The 22,924-nt window shown below is 51.5% G+C and carries 22 protein-coding genes, 1 pseudogene and 1 other annotated feature; of the genes and pseudogenes, 18 read left to right on the forward strand and 5 right to left on the reverse strand.

Going from position 1 to position 22,924, the window contains the following annotated elements:
- Window positions 1-67: 67 nt before the first annotated feature.
- From JNE38_RS10490 to JNE38_RS10515, 6 genes are all read left to right on the forward strand, one after another.
- Entirely contained in the window at window positions 68-1,696 is a 1,629-nt protein-coding gene (locus tag JNE38_RS10490; RefSeq protein WP_203356501.1) for a peptide ABC transporter substrate-binding protein, read from the forward strand.
- Between the two features lie 18 nt (window positions 1,697-1,714).
- Window positions 1,715-2,449, forward strand: coding sequence for a gamma-glutamyl-gamma-aminobutyrate hydrolase family protein (locus JNE38_RS10495; RefSeq protein ID WP_203356502.1), 735 nt, complete (start codon window positions 1,715-1,717; stop codon window positions 2,447-2,449).
- Between the two features lie 102 nt (window positions 2,450-2,551).
- Window positions 2,552-2,986, forward strand: coding sequence for a peroxiredoxin (locus JNE38_RS10500; RefSeq protein WP_203356503.1), 435 nt, complete (start codon window positions 2,552-2,554; stop codon window positions 2,984-2,986).
- A gap of 148 nt (window positions 2,987-3,134) precedes the next feature.
- Window positions 3,135-3,479: a YkgJ family cysteine cluster protein gene (locus JNE38_RS10505; RefSeq protein WP_203356504.1), complete on the forward strand. Its 345-nt coding sequence runs from the start codon at window positions 3,135-3,137 to the stop codon at window positions 3,477-3,479.
- A 93-nt stretch (window positions 3,480-3,572) separates the two neighbouring features.
- Complete coding sequence (locus JNE38_RS10510; protein WP_203356505.1) at window positions 3,573-4,625, forward strand: DNA polymerase IV; 1,053 nt, start codon at window positions 3,573-3,575, stop codon at window positions 4,623-4,625.
- A gap of 12 nt (window positions 4,626-4,637) precedes the next feature.
- Window positions 4,638-4,835, forward strand: a complete 198-nt coding sequence (locus tag JNE38_RS10515) for a hypothetical protein (protein WP_203356506.1) — start codon at window positions 4,638-4,640, stop codon at window positions 4,833-4,835.
- Between the two features lie 51 nt (window positions 4,836-4,886).
- Here JNE38_RS10515 and JNE38_RS10520 read toward each other — a convergent pair whose 3' ends face one another.
- Complete coding sequence (locus JNE38_RS10520) at window positions 4,887-6,104, reverse strand: MFS transporter (RefSeq protein ID WP_203356507.1); 1,218 nt, start codon at window positions 6,102-6,104, stop codon at window positions 4,887-4,889.
- An 82-nt stretch (window positions 6,105-6,186) separates the two neighbouring features.
- Window positions 6,187-6,735 (reverse strand): TetR/AcrR family transcriptional regulator, encoded by a 549-nt coding sequence (locus JNE38_RS10525; protein ID WP_238933615.1) that lies wholly within the window; start codon window positions 6,733-6,735, stop codon window positions 6,187-6,189.
- 213 nt (window positions 6,736-6,948) lie between these two features.
- Between JNE38_RS10525 and JNE38_RS10530 the strand changes: the two genes are divergently transcribed.
- The 9 genes from JNE38_RS10530 (at window position 6,949) to leuS (ending at window position 14,895) form a co-directional block, all read left to right on the forward strand.
- The gene (locus tag JNE38_RS10530; RefSeq protein WP_203356508.1) at window positions 6,949-7,473 is read left to right on the forward strand and encodes a YqeG family HAD IIIA-type phosphatase; all 525 of its coding nucleotides are present in this window, start codon (window positions 6,949-6,951) and stop codon (window positions 7,471-7,473) included.
- A complete protein-coding gene (yqeH, locus tag JNE38_RS10535; RefSeq protein ID WP_203356509.1) occupies window positions 7,470-8,588 on the forward strand; it encodes a ribosome biogenesis GTPase YqeH in 1,119 nt (372 codons plus the stop codon). Before JNE38_RS10530 ends, yqeH begins: the two co-directional genes overlap by 4 nt.
- 77 nt (window positions 8,589-8,665) lie before the next feature.
- Entirely contained in the window at window positions 8,666-9,520 is an 855-nt protein-coding gene (locus JNE38_RS10540) for a shikimate dehydrogenase (RefSeq protein WP_203356510.1), read from the forward strand.
- A 34-nt stretch (window positions 9,521-9,554) separates the two neighbouring features.
- Complete coding sequence (gene yhbY, locus JNE38_RS10545; RefSeq protein ID WP_055743216.1) at window positions 9,555-9,845, forward strand: ribosome assembly RNA-binding protein YhbY; 291 nt, start codon at window positions 9,555-9,557, stop codon at window positions 9,843-9,845.
- Window positions 9,846-9,854: 9 nt separating this feature from the next.
- Window positions 9,855-10,448, forward strand: coding sequence for a nicotinate-nucleotide adenylyltransferase (locus JNE38_RS10550; RefSeq protein WP_238933616.1), 594 nt, complete (start codon window positions 9,855-9,857; stop codon window positions 10,446-10,448).
- Complete coding sequence (yqeK, locus tag JNE38_RS10555) at window positions 10,432-11,028, forward strand: bis(5'-nucleosyl)-tetraphosphatase (symmetrical) YqeK (RefSeq protein WP_203356511.1); 597 nt, start codon at window positions 10,432-10,434, stop codon at window positions 11,026-11,028. Before JNE38_RS10550 ends, yqeK begins: the two co-directional genes overlap by 17 nt.
- Window positions 11,021-11,377 (forward strand): ribosome silencing factor, encoded by a 357-nt coding sequence (gene rsfS / locus JNE38_RS10560; protein WP_203356512.1) that lies wholly within the window; start codon window positions 11,021-11,023, stop codon window positions 11,375-11,377. Before yqeK ends, rsfS begins: the two co-directional genes overlap by 8 nt.
- Before the next feature lie 6 nt (window positions 11,378-11,383).
- Window positions 11,384-12,127: a class I SAM-dependent DNA methyltransferase gene (locus JNE38_RS10565; protein WP_203356513.1), complete on the forward strand. Its 744-nt coding sequence runs from the start codon at window positions 11,384-11,386 to the stop codon at window positions 12,125-12,127.
- A gap of 44 nt (window positions 12,128-12,171) precedes the next feature.
- Window positions 12,172-12,414, forward strand: a binding site (T-box leader).
- 63 nt (window positions 12,415-12,477) lie between these two features.
- A complete protein-coding gene (gene leuS / locus JNE38_RS10570; RefSeq protein ID WP_203356514.1) occupies window positions 12,478-14,895 on the forward strand; it encodes a leucine--tRNA ligase in 2,418 nt (805 codons plus the stop codon).
- Window positions 14,896-14,952: 57 nt separating this feature from the next.
- On the opposite strand, the gene comER is transcribed toward leuS, so the two are convergent.
- The 3 genes and pseudogenes from comER to asnB form a co-directional block, all read right to left on the reverse strand.
- Window positions 14,953-15,786, reverse strand: a complete 834-nt coding sequence (comER, locus tag JNE38_RS30595; protein WP_238933715.1) for a late competence protein ComER — start codon at window positions 15,784-15,786, stop codon at window positions 14,953-14,955.
- A gap of 123 nt (window positions 15,787-15,909) precedes the next feature.
- A pseudogene (locus tag JNE38_RS30600) lies at window positions 15,910-16,467 on the reverse strand (helix-hairpin-helix domain-containing protein); the annotation flags it as partial.
- Between the two features lie 213 nt (window positions 16,468-16,680).
- Entirely contained in the window at window positions 16,681-18,606 is a 1,926-nt protein-coding gene (gene asnB, locus JNE38_RS10580; RefSeq protein ID WP_203356516.1) for an asparagine synthase (glutamine-hydrolyzing), read from the reverse strand.
- 200 nt (window positions 18,607-18,806) lie between these two features.
- On the opposite strand from asnB, the gene JNE38_RS10585 reads away from it, so the two are divergent.
- The 3 genes from JNE38_RS10585 to JNE38_RS10595 are packed head-to-tail and all read left to right on the forward strand — an operon-like array spanning window position 18,807 to window position 22,662.
- Complete coding sequence (locus JNE38_RS10585) at window positions 18,807-21,191, forward strand: DNA internalization-related competence protein ComEC/Rec2 (protein WP_238933617.1); 2,385 nt, start codon at window positions 18,807-18,809, stop codon at window positions 21,189-21,191.
- Between the two features lie 53 nt (window positions 21,192-21,244).
- Entirely contained in the window at window positions 21,245-21,790 is a 546-nt protein-coding gene (locus tag JNE38_RS10590) for an RNA polymerase sigma factor (RefSeq protein ID WP_203356517.1), read from the forward strand.
- Window positions 21,790-22,662, forward strand: a complete 873-nt coding sequence (locus tag JNE38_RS10595; protein WP_203356518.1) for a hypothetical protein — start codon at window positions 21,790-21,792, stop codon at window positions 22,660-22,662. Before JNE38_RS10590 ends, JNE38_RS10595 begins: the two co-directional genes overlap by 1 nt.
- Window positions 22,663-22,924: the final 262 nt, after the last annotated feature.

Below are 22,924 nucleotides of genomic sequence, written 5' to 3' on the forward strand. Positions count from 1 at the left end.
AGATAATATTATTTAGTCATGCTCCTAACAATCAAGAAGAATTATTCCAGAGACGGGGGTTTTTTTCATGAAAAGGTTTAAGAAACTATCATTTTTTGCGGTGCTGCTGACGAGTTTGGCATTTGCAGGCTGTGGCGCACCACAAGGGAGCACAACAGGGGAGACGCCTTCAGCAGCGTCTGAGCAATCCGCTGCCCCGCAAACGATGCAGGTCAACCTGAACACAGGTGAGCCAAACACGATCGACCCTGGACTGGCAGAAGATATCCCTTCGATGTCTGTTGCCCGTGCAGCATTTGATGGCCTTTTGCGCCTGAATGAAAAGGGCGAGCTGAAAGAGGCGGTCGCAGAGAAGTACGAGGTATCTCCAGACGGACTGACCTACACATTCCATCTGCGCGATTCGAAGTGGTCGAATGGAGACGCGGTCACTGCCCATGACTTTGAATACGCGTGGAAGCGTGTGCTGAATCCGGAAACAGCCTCTTCCTATGCGTATCAAATGTACTACCTGAAAAACGGGGAAGCGTACAACTCCAAGAAAGCAAAAGCGGAAGACGTAGGTGTCAAAGCGAGCGACGATAAAACGCTTGTGGTGACGCTGGAAAATCCGGCGCCGTTCTTCCCAGAGCTGGTTGCGTCCGTTACGTATTTCCCGGTCAATCAAAAAGCAGTGGAAGCAAGCAAGGATTGGGCATCGAAGCCTGAAACTTACGTAGGAAACGGTCCGTTCGTTTTGAAGACTTGGGAGCATAAATCCAAGATCGAATTTGCGAAAAACGACACGTATTGGGATAAAGATTCGGTGAAGCTGTCCAAGCTCACCGTCAACATGATCGAAGATGCCAACACCGAATTGGCGATGTTCGAAAATGGCGACTTGGACTGGGCGGGCTCCCCGTTGGGTGATCTGCCGCTCGACGCTCTCGATTCCTTGAAAGATTCCGGAAAAATGCAATCGCAAGCAACAGCGGGCACTTACTGGTACATCTTTAACACCACACAAAAGCCGTTTGACAACAAGAAAATTCGCCAAGCGTTTGCGACTGCTGTCAATCGCAAGGAAATCACGGAAAGCGTAGTGCCGTTCAAGAGTACCGCTGCGCTGGGCATTCTGCCTCCGACCATGACGCTGAATCCGGATGGCTACATCAAGGACGGCGATGTGGAGACGGCGAAGAAGCTGCTCGCAGAGGGTATGAAGGAAGAAGGCTTGACCAAGCTGCCTGAGCTCACGATCGCGTACAACACGACAGAAGCAAACCAGCGCATCGCAACGGTGATTCAGGACCAATGGAGAAAAGCATTTGGCATCGAAGTGAAGCTGGTGAATAAAGAAAATAAAGTACACCGCGAACAGATGAAAGAAGGCAACTTCATGATCGGGCGCGGAAGCTGGATCGGAGACTTCAACGATCCGATCAACTTCCTGGAAGTGTTCAAAGGCGGACTGAACACATCGAAATGGGAGAACAAAGAGTTCCTCGACCTGCTCGCACAATCGTCTAAAGAAGGCGACGCAGCCAAACGCAAAGAGATTCTCAAAAAAGCAGACGCCATTGTAATGGACGAAATGCCTGCTCTGCCGATCTACTATTACACCTATGCATGGGTGAAGCAAGACAGTGTAAAAGATGTCGTGGTCGACGCGCTCGGCTTTATCGACTTCAAATACGCTTCAAATGAAAAGAAATAAAGATAGGGAGTGACGTGTGTGCGTCCGATAATCGGTGTGGCGTGTACCAAGATGTTTTTCCCGAATAACAATCTCGACCAGTACTTTTACGTCGGTTCCGGGTATGTAGAGGGGATTGCTCGCTGCGGCGGCATCCCGCTCATCCTGCCCCTGCTGACTGATCCGGACGCTCCGTTTCGCGCCATGCTCGAGTCACTCGACGGTTTGATCCTGACTGGCGGCGATGACCCTGCTCCGCACTTGTACGGAGAGGAGCCTCTGCAAGGGCTGGGCAGCATCGAGTACGAACGGGATCTCGCTGAGCTTGCCGTCATCAAGCTGGCTCTCGAGATGAAAAAGCCCATTCTGGGAATTTGTCGGGGGATGCAGATTTTGAATGTCGCCTGTGGGGGTACTCTGATTCAGGACATTCCCAGTCAAGTGCCAGGCGCATTCCAGCACGCACAAAAAGGATCACGCCAATACGGAGCACATAAAGTGACACTCCAGCCAGGATTTGTCGCGGATGCGATCGGCAAGACCGAGATTCTGGTAAACACTTCGCATCATCAGGCGGTAAAAGACGTCGCTCCTGGGTTTGCTATGACTGGCAGCGCGGCTGACGGTGTAATCGAGGCGATTGAGAGCCTTGACGGGTTGCATGTCGGACTGCAATGGCATCCCGAACGGATGTGGGGCCATGACAGCGACATGCTAAAAATCGCAGAGTCGTTCGTGGAGAAAGTGAAGCAAACGAAACTACAAGCGAAATAGAGAACGAGAGCCGCTCTGCTGACAGCAGGGCGGTTTTTCTTTGCCCTCGAGGCAATGTATACTAATGGGTACATCCCACTATGAGGCGAAGAGGTGATCCGCATGCTGCAAACAGGTGCAAAAGCTCCACTGTTTCAGGCAAACAGCACGCAAGGCTCGATTGATTTGAGAGACTACATAGGGAAAAAGAACATCGTCCTGATCTTTTATCCCGGTGATGATACGCCAGTCTGCACCAAGCAGCTATGTGCGGTGCAAGACAATTACGCTGACTTTGAGCATGCGGATACCGTTGTGTTCGGGATCAATCCGGCAGAGCTTGAAAAGAAGCAGTCATTCGCGGGGAAGTTCGGGTATCGCTTTCCGTTGATCGTGGACGCAGACCAGAGCATTCGTCAGGCCTACGACGTCGGCAAGATCCTCGGGTTGTTTTTTCAGCAGCGCATCGTCTATATCATTGGAAAAAAAGGAACGATCCTTTACGCCAAAAAAGGGAATCCTCCAGTATCGGAGCTGCTGCAGGTCTTGTCCGAGTAAGAACTGTTCGAAACGAGAAAGAACATTGACAAAATATTAATAATGTGTTATATTAGAATATTTCATTATTTACAAATTCAATTCTCCCTTTCATAATGTTCTTGATGGAATCATCTTGATAAGAACATGTCGAGGGGTTGTAGAGTGGATGAATGCACTGCCTTGCGAAGGTTGCAGAGGTCTTTGTTGCGGACCTGTTCCCATAACAGAGCAGGAATGGAAAAGGATACAGAAGCAGATTAAAACGATGCCCCGAAAGATTCGCGAAGAACTGGAAAATCAGCCGAGGCTGTTCGGGACGTGCATGTTCTATGATCAAAACAAGGATCGATGCGGGATACATACCGCGAGGCCGGAAATATGCCGAAGCTTCGGTTATCACGAAGATCTTGTCTGTTTTCGCATGCCGCAGCTGGCTACAAAAGGAAAGTTCGCGAGGAAGGAAAAACTGGTCGGCACTCTCAGCATAGACTTTACCTGGAAAAATTTGTGACAGTAGTGCCGTGGGCGTCTGTATCTTGCGCAGAAAGCGAAAAATGGAGATAATACTACCATATGAGAATGTATGTTTGGTGGTCGTTCGCTGATGAAAAAAATTCTGCACTTGGATATAGACGCTTTTTTTGCCAGTGTTGAGCAGCTGGATAAGCCGGAGCTTCGAGGTAAGCCCGTCATCGTCGGAGGTACGGGAAGCCGCGGTGTCGTGTCGACATGCAGCTATGAGGCGCGCAAATACGGTGTGCGCTCTGCCATGCCGATCGCACTGGCTCGGAAAAAATGTCCGCAGGGTATTTTCTTGCCCGTCCGATATTCTCGATATGTGGAAAAGTCTGCTGAGGTGCGCGAGATTTTCTCGGCATATACGGAAAGCTATCAGACTGTCGGGCTGGATGAGGCTTACCTGGATGTTTCGGACTACGAGAATGCCGTCCCTGTCGCCCGGGAAATCAAAAGACGTGTGCGAAAAGAAACCGGTCTGACTTGCAGCATCGGACTTTCCTACAATATGTCGCTCGCAAAAATTGCCAGTGATCTAAAAAAGCCAGATGCCTTTGTCATTATCAGGCCGGAGCAGGTATTGGACATCCTGAGGCCGTTGCCGATCGGAACCTTGAATGGCGTCGGGAGAAAGTCCCAGGAGGTGCTCGCCAAAAAGGGGATCGAGACGGTAGAAGACTTTTGGCAGCTTTCCCTGGAGGAAGTCATTCAGCTGTTCGGCAAGATGGGGCGTTCGCTCTATTACCGGGCCAGAGGAGAAGACAACCGCGAGATTGTGACGGAGCGCTCTCCGAAATCCGTGAGCCGCGAAACAACTCTTCCATTTGACCTGTACGACCGGGAATCCATTGCCCCGATCGCGACTTCCCTTTTGCGGGAAGTCGAGGAAGACGTGCGTCAGGAAGGTGTTATTCCCCAGACCATTACGCTGAAAATCAAATACGCTGACTTCACCCAGAGAACGAAGCAGCACAAGGCGATGGCAGATGCCAATTGGCAGGATCTCCTGGATGATTTGCTCGATGCCTTTGAGTACAGTCCGGGAGTGCGGCTGGTTGGGGTAGGATTCTCCAACTTTGCAGAGCCGCAGCAGGAACGCTATGAGCAGTTGTCGATGTTTCCCTTCCGAATGGGAAGATAGGGGGAGTAGCTGATGGATGTGCCGAATCCATTTCACTGCTGTGCGAGCTGTGTTCACTTCCGCATAGAAAGGAATGCGGGGAAAGTCACGTACCGTTGCTCGCGTCTCACATACGAGACGAGACCGAATTACCAGTTTGATTGCTGGACGCCGAAAGAGTCCGTCTTGCGGTTGATGGCGGCGCGGCAAAACGAAGATCCCGCTTCCTAAAGGGAAACCCCCGTCTCACATGAGAGCGGGGGTTTTGGTTATGAGCGGCTGTTACATTTTCATCTCTTTGTGAGTAGAGGCTGATGGACTGCTTTGCTTGGCTCTGAGCATGACGTACAGCAAGATTCCAAAGCTGAAAATGCTTGCGGCGACGGCAATGATTGCCGATGAAACGGGCAGCACATCTGTCAGTATTCCTCCAGCCAGAGGGCCAGCCACCATTCCTACGCCGTGAAACATGTTAAACAGCGAGTATGCGGTACCGTATGCTCCGCTTCCTCCGCGGTCGATAATCTCTCCCAAAGTGGCCAGAGTGGGAGACAATGTGAAGCCCACGCTGGCTCCTACGAGCGCCATGGCAAGTGCAGCCTGCCAGAGCGTGCCAGCCCATACCAGAAATGGCATGAACACTGCCAGCGAGAGTATCCCGACAAACATGAGCGTAAATGGATTAAACCGGCTGGACAGCGCACCTGCGACAGGAGCAATGAGTCCGTAAGCCAGCGTCATGACGGCGAACAACAGGCCGATCGCAGCCGGTGTGATGCTCAGCTTATCTGTCATAAAGACCGGCAGGGTTGGCTCCAGCAGACAAAGCGAGATTTCGGCCAAAAGCACGATTCCGGCAATAAAGGCGACCTGCGGATGTCGCAGGAAACCGCCTACCTGGAGCTTCTCGCTTTCACTTCGGGTGGTTTCCTCCCGCAGGAAGGCATACACCAGGATGATATTGATCAGCGTAAAGGCAGCCGCAGCGAGAAACGGGGTGCGATGCCCGCTCATTTCAAACAGCCAGCCGCCAATGGGTGCCCCAAGCAGCGTGCCGGTAGAGATGGCAGTCAACGCAATCCCCATGATGGCTCCACGCATTTTCGGCGGGAACAGGTCAGCCAGCAGGGCGAGCGCAGTAGGCCAGGTTGCAGCGGCAGCGAGCCCTTGGACAAAGCGGGCCGTAATCAAAAGTGCGAGTGAGTCTGATACAGCAAAGAGTATTGTGGAAATAGCGAGCCCCACAAGACCGATCAACAGCATGATGCGACGGCCGATCCGATCCGAAATCGGACCGAAAAAGGGTGTTGCGATCAGCATGGCGACTGCGTAGCTGCTAAATAGGATTCCCATCATCGTGGACGAAGGCTTGAGCGTCTCCGTGAAATAGGGAACGATGGGAATGAGCAAGCTGTAGAGCAGCATGTCGATAAACAGGATCAAAACAACGAATAGCAGCCCGATCCGTTGCGATTTTGTCATTTTTGGAAAAAACATCATGATCATTCACCTCAAAAATGGTTTGTAACTAAGAAAACTAAAAGTGTTTAAATAGTTTTCGCAAAAAAAGGGAATAAAAGAGTTATCTTTTATCCACTGGCACCAGTCCGAAAAGCAACACATCCGCAATTGCTTCCAGAGATTGATGCATCGTTATTTGGTTTTGGGTGTAGAATCGCTGGTCGAGAGTCGAGTTGCAAGCATCGATAATCAGCTTCATCATGAGAGTCACATTCATGTTGACGATGACGCCTTCCCGAATCCCCTGTTCGATCAATTGGCGCAGCATCGCCCAGTCGTCAGAGAGCTGAGTGTTCACCAGCGCATATTGTTCAGGATAGTAACGCTTCATCTGCTCGAGGATGCGCAGGTCATACATTTCGTAATGCGTAGGCAGTACCATCATGACCGCTTTTATTTTTTCGATAAGCGTCATGGATTCGTTTTCCACGATTTGCTTCGTTTTTTCATCCGCTTCTTGAAAGATATGCTCGATGATGGCCTCCAGAATCTCCACCTTCGATGAAAAGTGCTCATACAGGGTCCGTTTGCTGATGCCGAGTCTGCGGGCTAGATCGTCCATGGAAAATTTCATGCCCTTTTCCCGAATCTCTTCAATGAAACCACGCATGATTCTGTCCTTGATAAAGCACCGCCTCCTTGCCCGATCGAGTCTAGAAAACCAAATAAACAAAAACAGTTTTCTTGGTTACTCCATTCTACAAGGTTCAGATTCCATATGCAAGCAGGGCTACCGCTTTTTCTTTTGCAACAGGGTGGTCGATTATGGTATAGTAAGTGCCGAAATCGCGGTTGATTGCTTCACATCATTTGGAGGTGCCCCGTGCTTTTACAAAAGCTGATGCCCAATCAGTTCGTGGAATCGATCCACCACATTGATATAGATCAATTGAAACGAAATAAGATTCGCGCAGTGATTACAGATCTGGACAATACCTTGGTTGAATGGGACAGGCCGCTTGCCACGCCTGAAGTAGTGGAGTGGTTGAAACGCTTGCACGACGCAGGCATACAAGTCACCGTCGTCTCCAACAACAACCGTGAGCGCGTTGACCGTTTCTGCAATCCGCTTGGGATCGGGTTTATTAGTGCGGCTCGCAAGCCCACGAACCGTGCCTTTTTGCAGGCGGTTCGACAGATGAATGTAACGATTGCCGAGACTGTCGTGATAGGCGATCAATTGTTTACGGATGTGCTGGGAGGAAATCGGCTCGGGTTTCATACCATTTTGGTGGTACCGGTAGCCCAGACCGATGGTTTTTGGACGCGTTTCAACCGTCAGATGGAACGTGTTGCCCTTATTTGGATGGAACGGAAAGGAATGGTTTCGTGGAGGAGAAAAGCATGATGGATCAAACGTCCGGCTCCTGTGCCGGATGCGGTATTGCGATTCAGACGGAAGATGCGAAGCGACCGGGCTATGCCCCGCCGTCCGCGTTGGAGCGTAGAGTTGTCATTTGCCAGCGCTGCTATCGCATCAAGCATTACAATGAAGTGGCCCCAGTCAACATGGGGGATGATGATTTTTTGCGGATTCTGGACGGCATCGGAGCCACCCAATCCCTGGTCGTCATGGTCGTGGACATCTTTGATTTCCAAGGCTCGTGGCTAAAGGGCTTGCCGCGTTTTGTAGGGAAAAATCCGATCCTGCTCGTAGGGAACAAGGTCGATTTGCTCCCTCGCAACATCAATCTGAATCGCGTCCGCAACTGGATGCAGCACGAAGCAAAAGAACGCGGGCTGCGTCCCGAGGATGTCGTTTTGATCAGTGCACAAAAAGGCTTGCATATCGACGAGCTGCTCGCCCGCATCGGTGAGTTGCGCAAAGGGCGAGACGTCTACATCGTCGGTGTGACCAATGTCGGGAAATCCACGATGATTAACCGCATCCTGCACGATTACGGGGCAGCTGAGCTGGAAATCACCACTTCTCCGTTCCCTGGAACAACGCTGGACAAGATTGAGATTCCACTGGAAGACGGTCGTTCCATCTTTGACACGCCAGGGATCATCAATCGCGATCAGATTGGACACATGATTTCGCCTGCGGATTTGCGCAAGATTACCCCGACCAGCCGCATCAATTCCAAGGTGTATCAGCTGAACGACGGCCAAACGCTCTATTTGGGCGGTCTTGCCCGCATCGACTTCGTGCAAGGAGAGCGCCAGCCGTTTATCGTTTATGTGGACAACGATTTGTACATCCACCGGACGAAGCTGGAGAACGCAGATGAGGTCATGGCGAAGCACCATGGCAGCCTGCTGGTTCCGCCGACGGGAGAAGAAGCCGCAAAAGCGTTGCCGCCGTTTGTGAAGCATACGTTTAAAATCAGGCCGACAGGGACGACGGACATTGTCATTTCTGGACTGGGCTGGGTCAGCCTGCAAGGCAAGCATGAAGCCAGCGTCGTTGTTCATGCGCCTAAAGGCGTAAGCGTAGGGATCAGAAAAGGGCTGATCTAGCTCCTCCACAAGAGAATAGCGCCGCCCTTGTTCCTTGCGTGTGACAAAAGAGAGCCATTAGGGGGTAGGAGAGCATCATGATTACGAGTAAAACACAACTGGTTGGTCTTTTCGGCCATCCGGTTTCCCATTCACAATCACCGATGATGCATAATGCCGCATTTTCTGAAACGGGTCTTGGCTATGCCTATGTTGCTTTTGATGTCGAATCAAACAGTTTAGAGGATGCGGTTGCGGGCATTCGCGCTCTGGGGCTCAAGGGAATCAACGTAACGATCCCGCACAAGGTCGCAATCATGCCGATGCTCGACGAGATTGACCCGCTGGCCAAGCGCATTGGAGCCGTAAACACCGTAGTAATCGAAGATGGCCGCTTGATCGGCTACAATACGGACGGCATGGGATATGTGCGCTCTCTCATGGAGGAGACAGGACTTGAGCTAGACCAGCAGATCGTCACGATGGTTGGAGCAGGCGGAGCGGCACGTGCAGTTGCCTTTACCCTTGCAGAAAAAGGGGTAAAAGAAATTCGCATTATCAACCGCTCGCGTGAAAGAGCGACCATTCTCGCAGAATCACTGCAATCCATCGTGTCCACTCGAATCGTGGAGCAGGGAGAAGGAAAAGACGCCATTGCAGATGCTTCTCTGCTGATCAATACGACTTCGATCGGGATGCTGCCGAATGTAAATGAAATGCCAGTGCCCAGCGATTGGCTGCACGACCGCTTAATCGTGAGCGATCTGATCTACAATCCGTTGGAAACACGTCTGCTCACCGAAGCGAAAGCGATCGGGGCGCGTGTCCACTCCGGCGTGGGGATGTTCGTGAATCAAGGTGCGCTGGCTTTTGAGTTGTGGACAGGTAAAAAAGCACCGACGGAGGTCATGAGAGACACCGTCCTGAAACAATTGACCAAAACAGCAGAATAATCCAATACCATGGAAGACAAGAGGAGACATGCCAATGTTGACCGGCAAGCAAAAGCGCTTTTTGCGCGCAGAAGCACACCATCTCACCCCGATTTTTCAAGTGGGGAAGGGTGGAGTTAATGAAAATATGATCACCCAGATCAAAGAGGCGCTGGAAGTGCGTGAATTGATCAAGGTAGCGATTTTGCAAAATAACAATGACGACAAGCATGAAGTGGCCGAGGATCTCGCTGCAGGTGCAGGGGCGGAATTGGTACAGCTGATCGGGCATACTGTTGTACTGTACAAAGAGTCACGGGAAAACAAAACGATCAAGCTGCCATAGGAAAAAGACATGACCGACAGGATCAAGCATGTAGGAATCATGGGTGGCACCTTCGACCCAATCCACTGCGGTCATTTGCTCGCCGCAGAGCAGGCGCGCGAGCAAGCGGGATTGGATGAGGTATGGTTCATGCCCACGCATATTCCTCCGCACAAGAAACGGGACGGTCTCACTTCCGCTGCCACTCGCCTGCAAATGGTGGAGCTGGCCGTCGCAGACCATGAGTCGTTTCGGGTGACGGATATTGAGCTGAAGCGGGAAGGCCCTTCTTATACGTACGACACAATCGTGCAGCTGGTGGATCAGTTTCCAGACTGCCGTTTTTCCTTTATCATTGGGGGAGACATGGTAGAGATCCTGCCGAAATGGTATCGGTATGAGGAGCTTAGCCGCCTGATTGGATTCATCGGCTTGGCGAGGCCAGGCGCTACCCTCGAGCAGGTATCCCGTGAGGATGTGACCTTTGTCGAGATGCCTGTCTGGGATATTTCCTCTACGCTCATCCGGGAAAAAGCGGCGGCGGGGCAGAGCATCCGCTACCTGGTTCCAAATTCGGTGGAGCGGTATATAAAGGAGAACCGATTCTATGAAAGTGTGGAGTAATCGGGAGGAGCTGCTCGCTTTGGTGCGGGCGCAAATGCATGATAAACGCTATACGCATACGCTGGGAGTCGCCGACTCGGCCAGGAAGCTGGCTGTACGCTACGGGGCCGATCCCGAGAAAGCGGAGCTGGCAGGCTATCTGCACGATTACTGCAAGTGCTGGCCAGTAGACAAGATGTTTGAAATTCTGGTGCGCCACGATATGCCGACGGACTTGCTGGAAGGAGAGAAAGAGCTTTGGCACGCTTTTGCCGGAGCGATCGTCATCCAGACAGACCTCGGCATTATGGACCCGGAAATTTTGCAGGCTGTCCGCTATCACACGACGGGTCGAGCAGGGATGACCCTGTTAGAAAAAGTGGTTTGTGTGGCAGACTATATAGAACCCAACCGCAATTTCCCTGGAGTAGAGCAAATCCGCGAGCTCGCAGAAAAAGATCTGGATGCCGCACTTGCTTTGGCGCTTGGGGGAACGATGCAATTTTTAATTGAAAAGCAAAAGACGGTGTTTCCGTTGACGCTATTGGCATACAACGACTTGATTTCCCGAAAAGGGAGAGTAGGAGGGTTTAATGGTTAAGACAGTTGAGGATTTGGCTCGTTTGGTCGTGAAAGCAGCCGAGGATAAGAAAGCTGAAAATCTGATGGTGCTGGATATCAGAAATTTATCCGCCGTCGCAGACTACTTTATGATTTGCCACGGAAACAACGAGCGTCAAGTACAGGCGATCGTCAAAGAAATTCGCGATCAGGCACACAAGAGTGGAATGAACGTGCGCGGAATCGAAGGCGCTGAGGAAGGGCGCTGGGTGCTCGTGGATCTGGGAGACGTCGTCATCCATGTGTTCCATCGTGAAGATCGCGAGTTTTACAACTTGGAGCGTCTGTGGAAGGATGCAGAGGTTGTTTCCTTCTCAGAGCAAGGGTAATCGACTATGGCCTACGCGCATATGGCGGCAGTTTACGACAAGCTGATGGCCGATACTCCCTACGACCAATGGCTGGATTGGGTGGAGCGTCATTGGGCAAAAGGGGATAAGCCACGGAACGTAATAGATCTGGGCTGCGGGACGGGGACGATTGCCATCCCGCTCTCCAAGCGCGGCTACCGGGTGACGGGTGTAGACTTGTCGGCTGAAATGCTGGCAATCGCCTATGATAAAATGCGCCGGGAACAGGCAGATGTCACGTGGGTCGAGCAGGACATGCGAGAGCTGGATTTACCGCAGGCAGATGCCGTCATTTCGCTGTGCGATTCTCTCAGCTACTTGACCGAAGAGGAAGATGTGCAGGAAACCTTTCGAAAGGTGTTCGACCATCTCGCCGAAGGAGGCAGCTTTTTGTTCGATGTGCACAGTCCTTATAAAATGCTGCACATCTTCGGAGATGAGACCTTCACCTACGTCGATGATGAAGTTTCGTACATTTGGCAATGTTTTTGCGACCCGCTGCGCCTGGAGGTGGAGCATCAGCTGACGTTTTTCATCCGCCAGCCAGACGGTCTCTACAAGCGCATGGAAGAAGAGCACTGGCAGCGAGCCTATCAGCCCATTCAGATGATTCGTTGGCTCAAGGATGCCGGATTTACAGACATCGTTTTGACAGCCGGATATTCGGATCAGCCCCCATCGGAGAAGAGCGATCGCCTATTTTTCGCCGCATCCAAGCCGAGACGTTGACATGATTGGTTCCTATTTACTATAATCGTGTTATAACTGCAAAATTCGACGCGTTGAAAGAGGAATAGTAGGCATTAACTCCGTGTGCTAGAGAGTTGACGGCAGGTGCAAGTCAACCCGGAGTGATCTGAACTCGCCTCCCAGCACTTTCCCCCAAGATTGAGGAATTCGATTGAGTAAGGGAAAGCGGATCATCTCCGTTATGGATGGAAATAAGTGGGTGAATGATGTTCCGTTCACCAATCTGGGTGGTACCGCGGGAGTAAACACAACCTCTCGTCCCTTTTCGTTAATCGATGGGGACGTGGGGTTTTTTTATTTTTCACCATTTAGGATGGGAGTGCTTTACCATGGTTTTTAATCATCGCAACGTCGAGAAGAAGTGGCAGCAATACTGGGAGCAAAACAAGACTTTCAAAACCTCCGAAGACGAAGGCAAAAAGAAGTTTTATGCGCTCGATATGTTTCCGTATCCATCTGGAGCAGGACTGCATGTAGGCCATCCAGAGGGCTATACGGCTACGGATATTTTGTCCCGTATGAAGAGAATGCAGGGCTACAATGTTTTGCACCCGATGGGCTGGGATGCCTTCGGATTGCCTGCTGAGCAGTACGCGCTCGATACAGGGAACGACCCTGCTGAATTTACCGAGCAAAACATCAACAACTTCCGCCGTCAGATCAAGTCCTTGGGCTTCTCCTATGACTGGGATCGCGAAATTAACACGACGGACCCGCACTACTATAAATGGACGCAATGGATTTTCACCAAGCTGTATGAGCACGGTTTGGCCTACATTGATGAAGTTGCAGTAAACTGGTGCCCGGCACTGGGTACGGTTTTGGCGAATGAAGAGGTCATCGATGGCAAAAGTGAGCGTGGAGGACATCCAGTCGAGCGCCGTCCGATGAAGCAATGGGTCCTGAAAATTACTGCTTACGCGGAGCGCCTGCTGGCTGACCTGGAAGAGCTGGACTGGCCGGAGAGCATCAAGGAAATGCAGCGCAACTGGATTGGCCGTTCCGAAGGGGCAGAGGTTACCTTTAGCATCGAAGGTCATGAGGAAGGCTTCACCGTCTTCACGACACGTCCTGACACCCTGTTTGGTGCGACCTACGCCGTATTGGCGCCAGAGCACAAGCTGGTAGACCTGATCACGGTCCCTGCTCAAAGAGAAGCCGTAGAGGCGTATCTGGAGCAAGCGAAGCGCAAGAGCGACCTGGAGCGTACAGACCTGGCAAAAGAAAAAACAGGGGTATTTACAGGAGCATACGCCATCAACCCAGTGAATGGCGAGCGTCTGCCGATCTGGATCGCCGATTACGTCCTGATCAGCTATGGTACGGGTTCCATCATGGCGGTGCCTGCACATGATGAGCGCGACTACGAATTCGCGAAAACATTTGATCTGCCAATCAAAGAGGTCATCGAAGGCGGAGACATTTCCAAAGAAGCGTTCGCCGGTGACGGCCCGCACATCAACTCCGGCTTCCTGGACGGACTGAACAAAGAAGAAGCGATCCGCAAGATGATCGAATGGCTGGAGGAGAACGGGAAAGGAAATCGCAAGGTAACCTACCGTCTGCGTGACTGGTTGTTCAGCCGTCAACGTTATTGGGGAGAGCCGATTCCAATCATCCACCTGGAAGACGGCACGATGAAAGTGGTTCCAGAAGAAGAGCTGCCGATTATTTTGCCAAAAACAAAAGAAATCAAGCCATCCGGGACAGGTGAATCCCCGCTGGCGAATATCACGGACTGGATTAACATCGTAGATCCGGTAACTGGCCAAAAAGCTCGCCGTGAGACAAACACAATGCCGCAATGGGCAGGCAGCTGCTGGTACTTCCTGCGCTTTATCGATCCGCACAACGAAAAAGCACTGGCCGATCCGGATAAATTGAAGGAATGGCTGCCGATTGACATTTACATCGGTGGTGCGGAGCATGCAGTACTGCACTTGCTGTACTCCCGCTTCTGGCACAAATTCCTGTACGACATCGGTGTCGTGCCTACCAAGGAACCGTTCCAAAAGCTGTTCAACCAGGGTATGATCTTGGGTGAGAACAACGAAAAAATGAGTAAGTCCAAAGGAAACGTCGTAAATCCGGATGACATCGTGAACAGCCATGGCGCAGATACCTTGCGTATGTATGAGATGTTCATGGGGCCGCTGGATGCTTCGATCGCTTGGTCTACAAAAGGCCTGGACGGTGCCCGCCGCTTCCTGGACCGCGTCTATCGCCTGTTTGTAAACGACAGCGGAGAGCTGAACGAGAAGATCGTCGATACGACCAAAGCAGGCAGTATGGAGCGCGTTTACCATCAAACGGTGAAGAAAGTGACAGAAGACTACGAAGGTCTGCGTTTCAACACAGGTATTTCCCAGCTGATGGTATTCGTAAATGAAGCATACAAAGCGGATGTACTGCCGAAGAAATACATGGAAGACTTCGTGAAAATGCTGTCCCCAATCACGCCTCATATCGCAGAAGAACTGTGGGAGAAGCTGGGACACAGCGAGACGCTGGCTTACGAGGCTTGGCCTACCTACGATGAATCCAAGCTGGTAGAGGATGAAGTGGAGATCGTGCTGCAAGTAAACGGCAAGAACAAGGAAAAGCTGCTGATCGCTTCCGATTCCACCAAAGAACAAATGGAAGAGCTGGCTTTGGCTAACGAAGTGATCAAAGAACTGATCGATGGAAAAACCATCGTGAAAATGATTGCGGTACCGGGCAAGCTCGTCAATATCGTCATTCGATAATGGTAAATGAAAAAAGGAGTGAGACCTGTCGCAAGGCAGGTTCGCACTCCTTTTTGCTTATTCGAGCTGATGGGCCAGCTTACGCTCCGCCAGTTCCTGATCTTCAGCAAATTTGGCATGCGTACGATGAAATACATCGGCAAAAACACCGGGTATACCGTTCTTCAGGGCAATGAGACCTTCTCCGGTGATCCCGCCAGGAACACAGACGCGCTCCTGCAGGGAGGGGAGAGTAAAGATTTCCTCTTTTAATAGATCTGCCATTCCGATGAACATCTGGGTGGTCAAATACGTGGCTGCCTCGTGGGAGATGCCTGTTTCGGACACGGCGTCCTGAATCATCTGTTGGAGAATGTAACTGAGAAATGCAGGGCCGCAGCTGGTGATGTCGGAGGTGACACGCAAGAAGGAGTCTGTGATTAAAGTAGGCTGGCTGATTTGGGAGAAGAGGGAGAGAATGGTTTGCTTCTGCTCATCCTTTATCCGGGAACCGAATTCGCATAGACTGATCCCGCTGCGAGCTGCATTTGTAATGCTCGGCACGACCCTGGCGACTGCACATGGGACAATCTCCTCCAGCTGAGCGAGCTTAATCGGGCTCGTAATGGTAATCAAAAGGTGCTCTGGTGTCAATTCCGGGAGGATCTGCTCTAGCATGACCTTATATTCCAGCGGTTTTACGCACAGCAGCAATACGCGTGCTTGCATGGCCAACTCGGCATTGCTCGGGGCAATGACTAATCCGGGGTGGCGGGCCGCCAGCTGCTCTGCTTTGGCCGGTGTGCGATTTCTCATGATGATCTGGCCGGGGGACAGGGCTTTGGCTGACAGCAACGCTTCAATGAGGATGCTGCCCATGCTGCCTGTACCGATGAACCCGATCCTATCCATGTCCATACCTCCATCCATTATTCTTTCCCCATTGTATGTGACGCGTTCATGCATCATGACCGCAGAATGAGCGAAGCTACTGAATCCGTATGCGATCCTTGATCCGATCGTCATTTTGTCACCGATCCCTTGAATTTCCTTCAGCTCATCGGGGGATCGAAAGCTGCCGTGTTCCTCGCGATAGCGGAGAATCGCTTTGGCTTTTGCTTCCCCGATACCAGGCAAACTCATGAACTGCTCTGCCGTTGCGGTGTTGATATTGATGGTCTCACCGGTACCAGCAGCGGTTTGGCTGGCGGCAGCCGGTTTGTACGGGGAGGGGAGACTCATCCCTGCTCCAGGGGATGGCAGGCTCCCTTTCGCAGGGATGACGATGGCCGTCCCGTCAGTCAAAGGCGCGGCCAGATTGATTTGTTCCAGGTCGGCATCGGCGGAGGCTCCTCCAGCCTTGGCGATGGCATCCGCGACCCGCATACCTGCATTCAACTGATACAGCCCCGGCTGCTTGACTCGTCCCTTGACGTCTACAAAGAGTGGGGGAGGAGTCTCCTTCATATTCACCCGTGCATCGCTGGTCTTTGGGGGAGTCAACTCTTTTTGTACCCCGAGGGAGTCTTCTGAGTTAGGGGTGGATTCTGCTGAAGCGTACGCCGGAGCGATCAAAGGCAGCTGCGATTCCATACCACTCTGTTCCGAACTGCGTGCCTGGTAGAGCCACAGACTGCTTCCGATGAACACGATCGCTCCGATGCCCAAAAGTATACGGCGATAACGCTCCCACCAATCCGCGAACACAAAAAACCCTCCCTTGTCTCGTCGAGTATCCTTGAAGAGAAGCAGGCTTCTCTAACAACGATGCTACGAAAAGTAAGAGAGGGTGTGCAAATGTTTTCCTTAACCGATATGCTGGAGCGAATTCTTCTTCCGTCGAAGGTCGACATTCGGGCTCACATAGGGGTCAAATGTGTGTTTTTGCTCGATGAAGATCTGATGCCACAGCATGAAGACGAGGATCGTCCAGATTTTGCGGCTGTAATCCGCGTTGCCTTCCCGATGCTCATCCAGCATGTAGAGAACGTAGGCTTTGTTGATCAGATCGTCCACTTTGGATTCGAAAACGATTTCCTTCGCCCATTTGTAGAACTCGTTCTTCAGCCAATGACGAGTCGGTACAGGGAAGCCCAGTTTCTTTCTCATCTTGATTTCCGGCGGCAAGAAGTCCTTCATGGCCTCGCGCAGAACGTGCTTGGTCGTTCCGTTCGCAATTTTGTACTTCGTCGGGATGGTGGCGGCAAATTCAAAGACTTTCAGGTCGATGAAAGGCACGCGCAGCTCCAGGGAATTGGCCATCGTCATTTTGTCAGCCTTCATCAGGATGTTGCCGCGCAGCCAGGTATGGATGTCCAAATACTGCATTTTGGTAACATCATCATACTGGGAAGCGCGCTTGTAAATTTCCTCTGTTACCGTGAATGGAGAAACATACGCGCTCGAGTTGGCGATATCTTCCATCACGACACGTTTTTTCAACTCTTCACTGAAGATCAATGCATTCCCGAAGAAACGCTCTTCCACTGTCTTCGAACCACGGATCAGGAAATTCTTCCCTTTGACTTGATCGGGCAGGCGTTCTGCCATGTACCCGATGGAATGACGCATCCAGCCAGGCATGCCAGAGAACATTTTCAAGGAATTCGGCTCCCGATAAATGTTGTAGCCGCCGAAAAATTCGTCCGCTCCTTCTCCGGAGAGAACGACGGTGACGTGCTCGCTCGCCATCTGTGCGACAAAGTAGAGCAGGATCGCGGATGGATCCGCTACCGGTTCGTCTTGGTGCCAGATGAGGCGCGGCAGTTCGTTCATATATTGCTGGGCACTCACGACCATCTCGTGATGCTCGGAACCCAAATATTGTGCAGTTCGCTTCGCAAAATCCAGCTCGCTGTAGCCTGGTATGTCAGAACCGACAGAAAAGGTTTTGACAGGCTCAAACGTGCGGAGCATGCCGACGATACTGCTGGAATCAACCCCGCTGGAAAGGAACGCTCCGCGTGGCACCTCGCTCACACGGTGCTTGTCGACCGATTCGAGCAGGACGCTGCGGGTTCCTTCTACAAAGTAAGAGAGAGGCTTGCTCTCATCAGGGTTGAACTCGACATCCCAATAACGTTCCAGTTTGATCTGGTCGTTTTCGATGATAAACGAGTGGGCAGGCGGTACGCGGTAGATCCCTCGGTACATGGTTTCCGGATCCGGTACGTACTGGAACGTCAGGTAGTGATAAAAGGCTTTGTGATTCACTTCCCGTTTCAGCCCCGGCATTTCAAGCAGGCTCTTGATTTCACTTGCCACCCCGATAGAATCGCCAGTCTCCACGTAGTAGAGTGGCTTGATACCAAAATGGTCACGCGCGCCAAAAAGCCGTTTTTTGCGAGAATCGTAGATGGTAAAACCGAACATTCCGCGAAGATGCTTGGGAGCGTCCGTTCCTACTTCCTCGTAGAGGTGCAGGATGGTTTCGATATCAGAATCGGTGTGGAAGACGTGACCGATGTCCTTTAACCATTGTTGCAATTCCTTATAGTTGTAGACTTCCCCATTCCCAATGATCCAGATGTCTCGGGTTTCATTAAACAGCGGTTGGTGTCCGCCTTCCACGTCAATGATGCTTAAACGACGAAAGCCCAGGGCGACGTTATCCTCTAGATGGAAACCATCGTCGTCTGGACCGCGGTGCAGAATGACACCGGTCATCGCGCTGATTGCTTCTTGCCCGACAGGTGTTTGCCGCTTGTTGTAGAGTGATACGATTCCACACATATGAAATGACTCTTCCTCTCACTGGATTGCTCCTGCTAACTCTATCATGTATCGACAGTCAGCGCAATGACTCCGAATGCCTACAATCCTCAGCCTGCATATGGCTGGCAAGCCTATCCATTCCTATTTTTGTCCCGGAGAACCAGGATATACTCGGGAATGCGAAAGAATGTTTCGACAAGAGGATCGGGGGAGTGTGCGTGACGTTGTACAGAGCCAGCATCTCAATGGTTGTCGGACTGATTTTGTCGTCCTATTTGCACCAGGCCTGGCTGCTGGCAGCGGGAGGAATCGGGCTGGCCGTTGCCTTGATCACCGCTATCCCCGTTCATCTGCGCAGGTGGATTCTGGCCTATACTTTCCTCTCTATTTTAACAGGTCTCTATTTTTATGGGTACGAGATTCTCCATCAATCCGTGCTAAAGCCTTATGCCGTTCAGGAGAGCAGCGTGTGGGTGCGCGGAACGATTGACTCGGCAGTGGTCCGAGATGGCGATGTCGCCCGGTTTCATCTCGACATGCAAGAATGGACATTGAGTGGTAATAAATGGAATAAACTAAGCCAAAGAGAGCGGATAGCCGTCCGCATCCTTTTGGATCACAAAGACGAAGCGGATCGCGTCGATACCTGGAAAAGAGGCAGCCAGTGGTCAGGGCGTATTCGGCTCTCTGTCCCCGCGGCAGCCCGCAATCCGCACGCGTTCGACTATTCGCGATATTTGCACTGGCAAGGGATACACGTAATTGGAGAAGGCTCCTACGGCACAGTCCGGATAGAGGAGCAAAGCAGCCTTTGGGCACCATTTCAAAGCTGGCAAACGGATGCGGCTGGCAGAATCGATTTGCTGTTTGATGATCCTGAGGCGGCAGGGTATATGAAGTCATTGCTATTGGGCGTGGGGGAGGATGTGGACCCCGAGCTGCAGGAGATGTACGCGGATTTGGGACTGAGCCATGTCCTGGCTATTTCCGGATTGCATGTCACGCTTGTCAGCAGCATGTTCATGTGGATCTTGGAACGAGCTGGGGTGGCCCGCAGGTGGGCATTGCTAGCCACGATCGGCATGCTCATCGGATATGTGCTTCTCGTCGGAGCGAGTGCCTCGGCAGTTCGTTCCGGGCTTATGGGGGGAGTCGGACTCGCCTGTCAAGTGTTGGGCAAAAGGGTCGATGGAAAAGACGTTTGGGCAGGCGCCCTCATCGTCATGCTGCTGGTCAATCCATATCTGCTGTGGCAGATCGGGTTTCAGCTTTCGTTTGCCGTCACCCTCGGTCTCATTCTTTTCGTACCGTTTAGCCAGCACATCTTCATTCGAATCCCCCTGTGGATCCGTACGCTGGTAGCGGTTACGCTGGCTGCTCAAGCCGTGTCCTTTCCGTTTCTGCTCTATCACTTTCATCAGTTTTCTATGCTTTCCTGGCTCGTCAACCTGGTCATAACGCCCATTCTGTCCCTGGTTGTTTTGCCGCTTGGGTATATCGCTCTCGTTGCGGGCATGCTTCATCCGTTTTTGGCAGGCTGGCCTGTACTGGTGTCAACCTATCTGTTAAAAACCCTGCATGAACCGTTGTTTGCCATGATTCGATGGAACCTTCCGTTTTCTCATTGGCCGCATCCAGATTGGTGGTGGATTTTGCTTTATGCTGGCTTCTTGTTCATGTTGCCCATTTTGTGGAAGATGGGGTATCATCGGCAAAGAGATGCAATCGTCTATTTGGCCTTGTTTATCGGGTTCATTGTACTGGCCAGGCAGCCCTTCTCGGGATATCAGGAAGTGAGGATTACCTTCCTTGATATCGGTCAGGGGGATTCAATCGTTGTCGAAGTTACCGATAAGAAGGTATACTTAATTGATGCAGGTGGGACTTTTCGCTTCCCTGCTCGCGAAGCATGGAGGGAAAGACGTGATCCTTTTGAAGTGGGAAAGGATATCGTACTCCCTTTTTTGAGAGCGAGGGGAATTGAGAGGATTGACCGAGTCGTCATGACGCACGGCGATCTGGATCACATTGGCGGAATGGCTGCACTCGTGCCCCGATTTTCTTTTGGCGAGGTTCTAGTGAATGGGGCACCACCTGAGGGAATAGAGAGAGACATTATACGGCAGTTTCAACAAAAGGGAGTTCCGATTTTGACGGGAAGCCCCGGGCAGACGTGGTCGGATGCCCCGGGAGTGAATTGGAAATGGGTCGAACCGGGACAAACATCATCAGCTTCCGGTAACGAAGCCTCCATCGTGCTGCAGCTCACCGCGTACGGGAAAACGGTGTTGTTCACCGGCGACATCGAGAGTGACGGGGAGAGTCGAGTAGTACAGGGCGGTTTGCCAGAGGTGGATGTATTAAAAGTAGCACACCACGGCAGCAATACATCTAGCTCAGATGCTTTTTTGGCTGCCATACGCCCCAAAACCGCTGTAATTTCTGTGGGGACAAACAATCGCTATGGACATCCATCGGCAGAAGCTATGCAACGATTAAAAAAATCAGGCTCCAAGGTGTACAGAACCGACAGGCATGGCGCTGTGACGCTGATCATTACGCCTGAGGGGATGGTTTGGCAGACCCAAGGATCAAATACATAATGTGGTTGCAACCTTTTCTTTGAACGATCCGTCTGTAGGGGGGAGAGGAGAATATGCAGGAAGCGGAACTGATCAGGAAAGCGCAGTCCGGGGATCATGATGCGCTCGTCGATCTGCTCCGATCCATTGAGACCTCCGTTTACCGCAGCGCTTACTATATTCTTGGGAACGAACAGGACGCTCTCGATGCTGCCCAGGAAGTGCTTATTCGTGTCTACCGAAAATTAGATACCTATCAGGAAAAGGCGAAGTTTTCCACCTGGGTTCAACGAATCGTCAGCAACGTTTGCATGGATAAATTCCGAGCGAAGAAGGAAACGGTCTCAATAGACGAGCATGAGCTGATAATCCCTGATCGAAACAACGTAGAAGATGAAATCCTTCTCACTGGATTGTCAAATGACATTCAGGAAGCCATCGGAAAATTGCCAAGGCAATATCGGATGGTCGTAGTACTCCGCTATCTGGAGGACTTATCCTACCAGGAAATTGCGGAAGCTTTAGATTTGCCGCTTAACACAGTAAAGTCGTATTTGTTCCGGGCTAGACAACAATTGCAGGAACTTCTGTACGACTACCAGAAAGGGGGAATCGGTTGATGACAAACGAGGAAATTTGGGAATGGATGCAGCGCGATCTGGATGGCGATCTTTCTCCCACAGAACAAGACGCGCTATACATGATCCTTCGCAAAGATTCTGACCTGCAACTGAAGTACAACCGACTGAAAAATGTTTCAGAGCAGCTGGAAAAGCTGCCCCCTGTCGTACCATCATTCAGCATCGTGGATTCCATTCTGCCGAGACTGGAATCAGCAGCGGCCGTTCCCGCCGCAGCATTTGCGCTGAATGAAGAAAACCTGCCCACTCTGGAAGTTAAGCGCAACGTGTCTTCGCCGTCGGAAACGAAAAAGTGGAAGCGGATGAAAGTGTGGTTGGCCAGTATCGGTAGCACCGCAGTGGCTGCCTGCCTTCTGATTGGAATTTTGTTTACAGGTAGTGATGGCAAGAAGTCCGAGCTAGACGCGTATCAGCAGGGGGCGGAAACCGTCACACCGGCAGAGGAGAAACCCGCAGTAGTGGGACCGCCTGCTCCAACTCCCAGCACTAATCCATCTACATCGAATCCACCGGAGGGGGAAAAACAGGCGACGCAATCTTCTTCGCCTGACAAAAAGCAGACTGTAAAGAAAGTCTCCAAGCCAAATAACAATCATTCCGTCAAGAAGCCGGATACGAAACCGCCAGCCACCAATCCTGCAGTCTCGCCAAAACCTATAGTGAAGGACCCAAAGCCACCGGCGTTCCCATTCGGCTTAGAGGAGAAATCGGACGAGGACGAAAAGAACAAAGCTCGCGACAAAGAGAGTGGCGACGCGGACAGGGACAAGAGCAAGAGCAAGGAGAAAGACAAAGGCAACAGCAATAAGAAAGACAAAAAAGAAAAAGAAGATGAGAACGACGAAGACTAATGTGAAATTTGCGGAGAGATAAAATGCGGAAATCACATGTGGACCGGCACCGAACAGGGGAGTCTTGCGTATCCTACATTATCAAGCACCCCCTGCTTACCGTTTGGGGAGGAGGAATCCCGGGGCTTTTCCCTAAACGTTTACATAGAGGTGCCAACAGTTAGAAAAACCGCTTACCATTATGGGAGCGGTTTTTTTCTTGCGGATCGGAGCTTTACGGCTGCACCAAAAAGCTGGACGCAGCCAAGTTTTCTAATTTGTA

The sequence above is a fragment of the Brevibacillus choshinensis genome, from assembly GCF_016811915.1.
GTDB classification, from domain to species: Bacteria; Bacillota; Bacilli; order Brevibacillales; family Brevibacillaceae; genus Brevibacillus; species Brevibacillus choshinensis_A.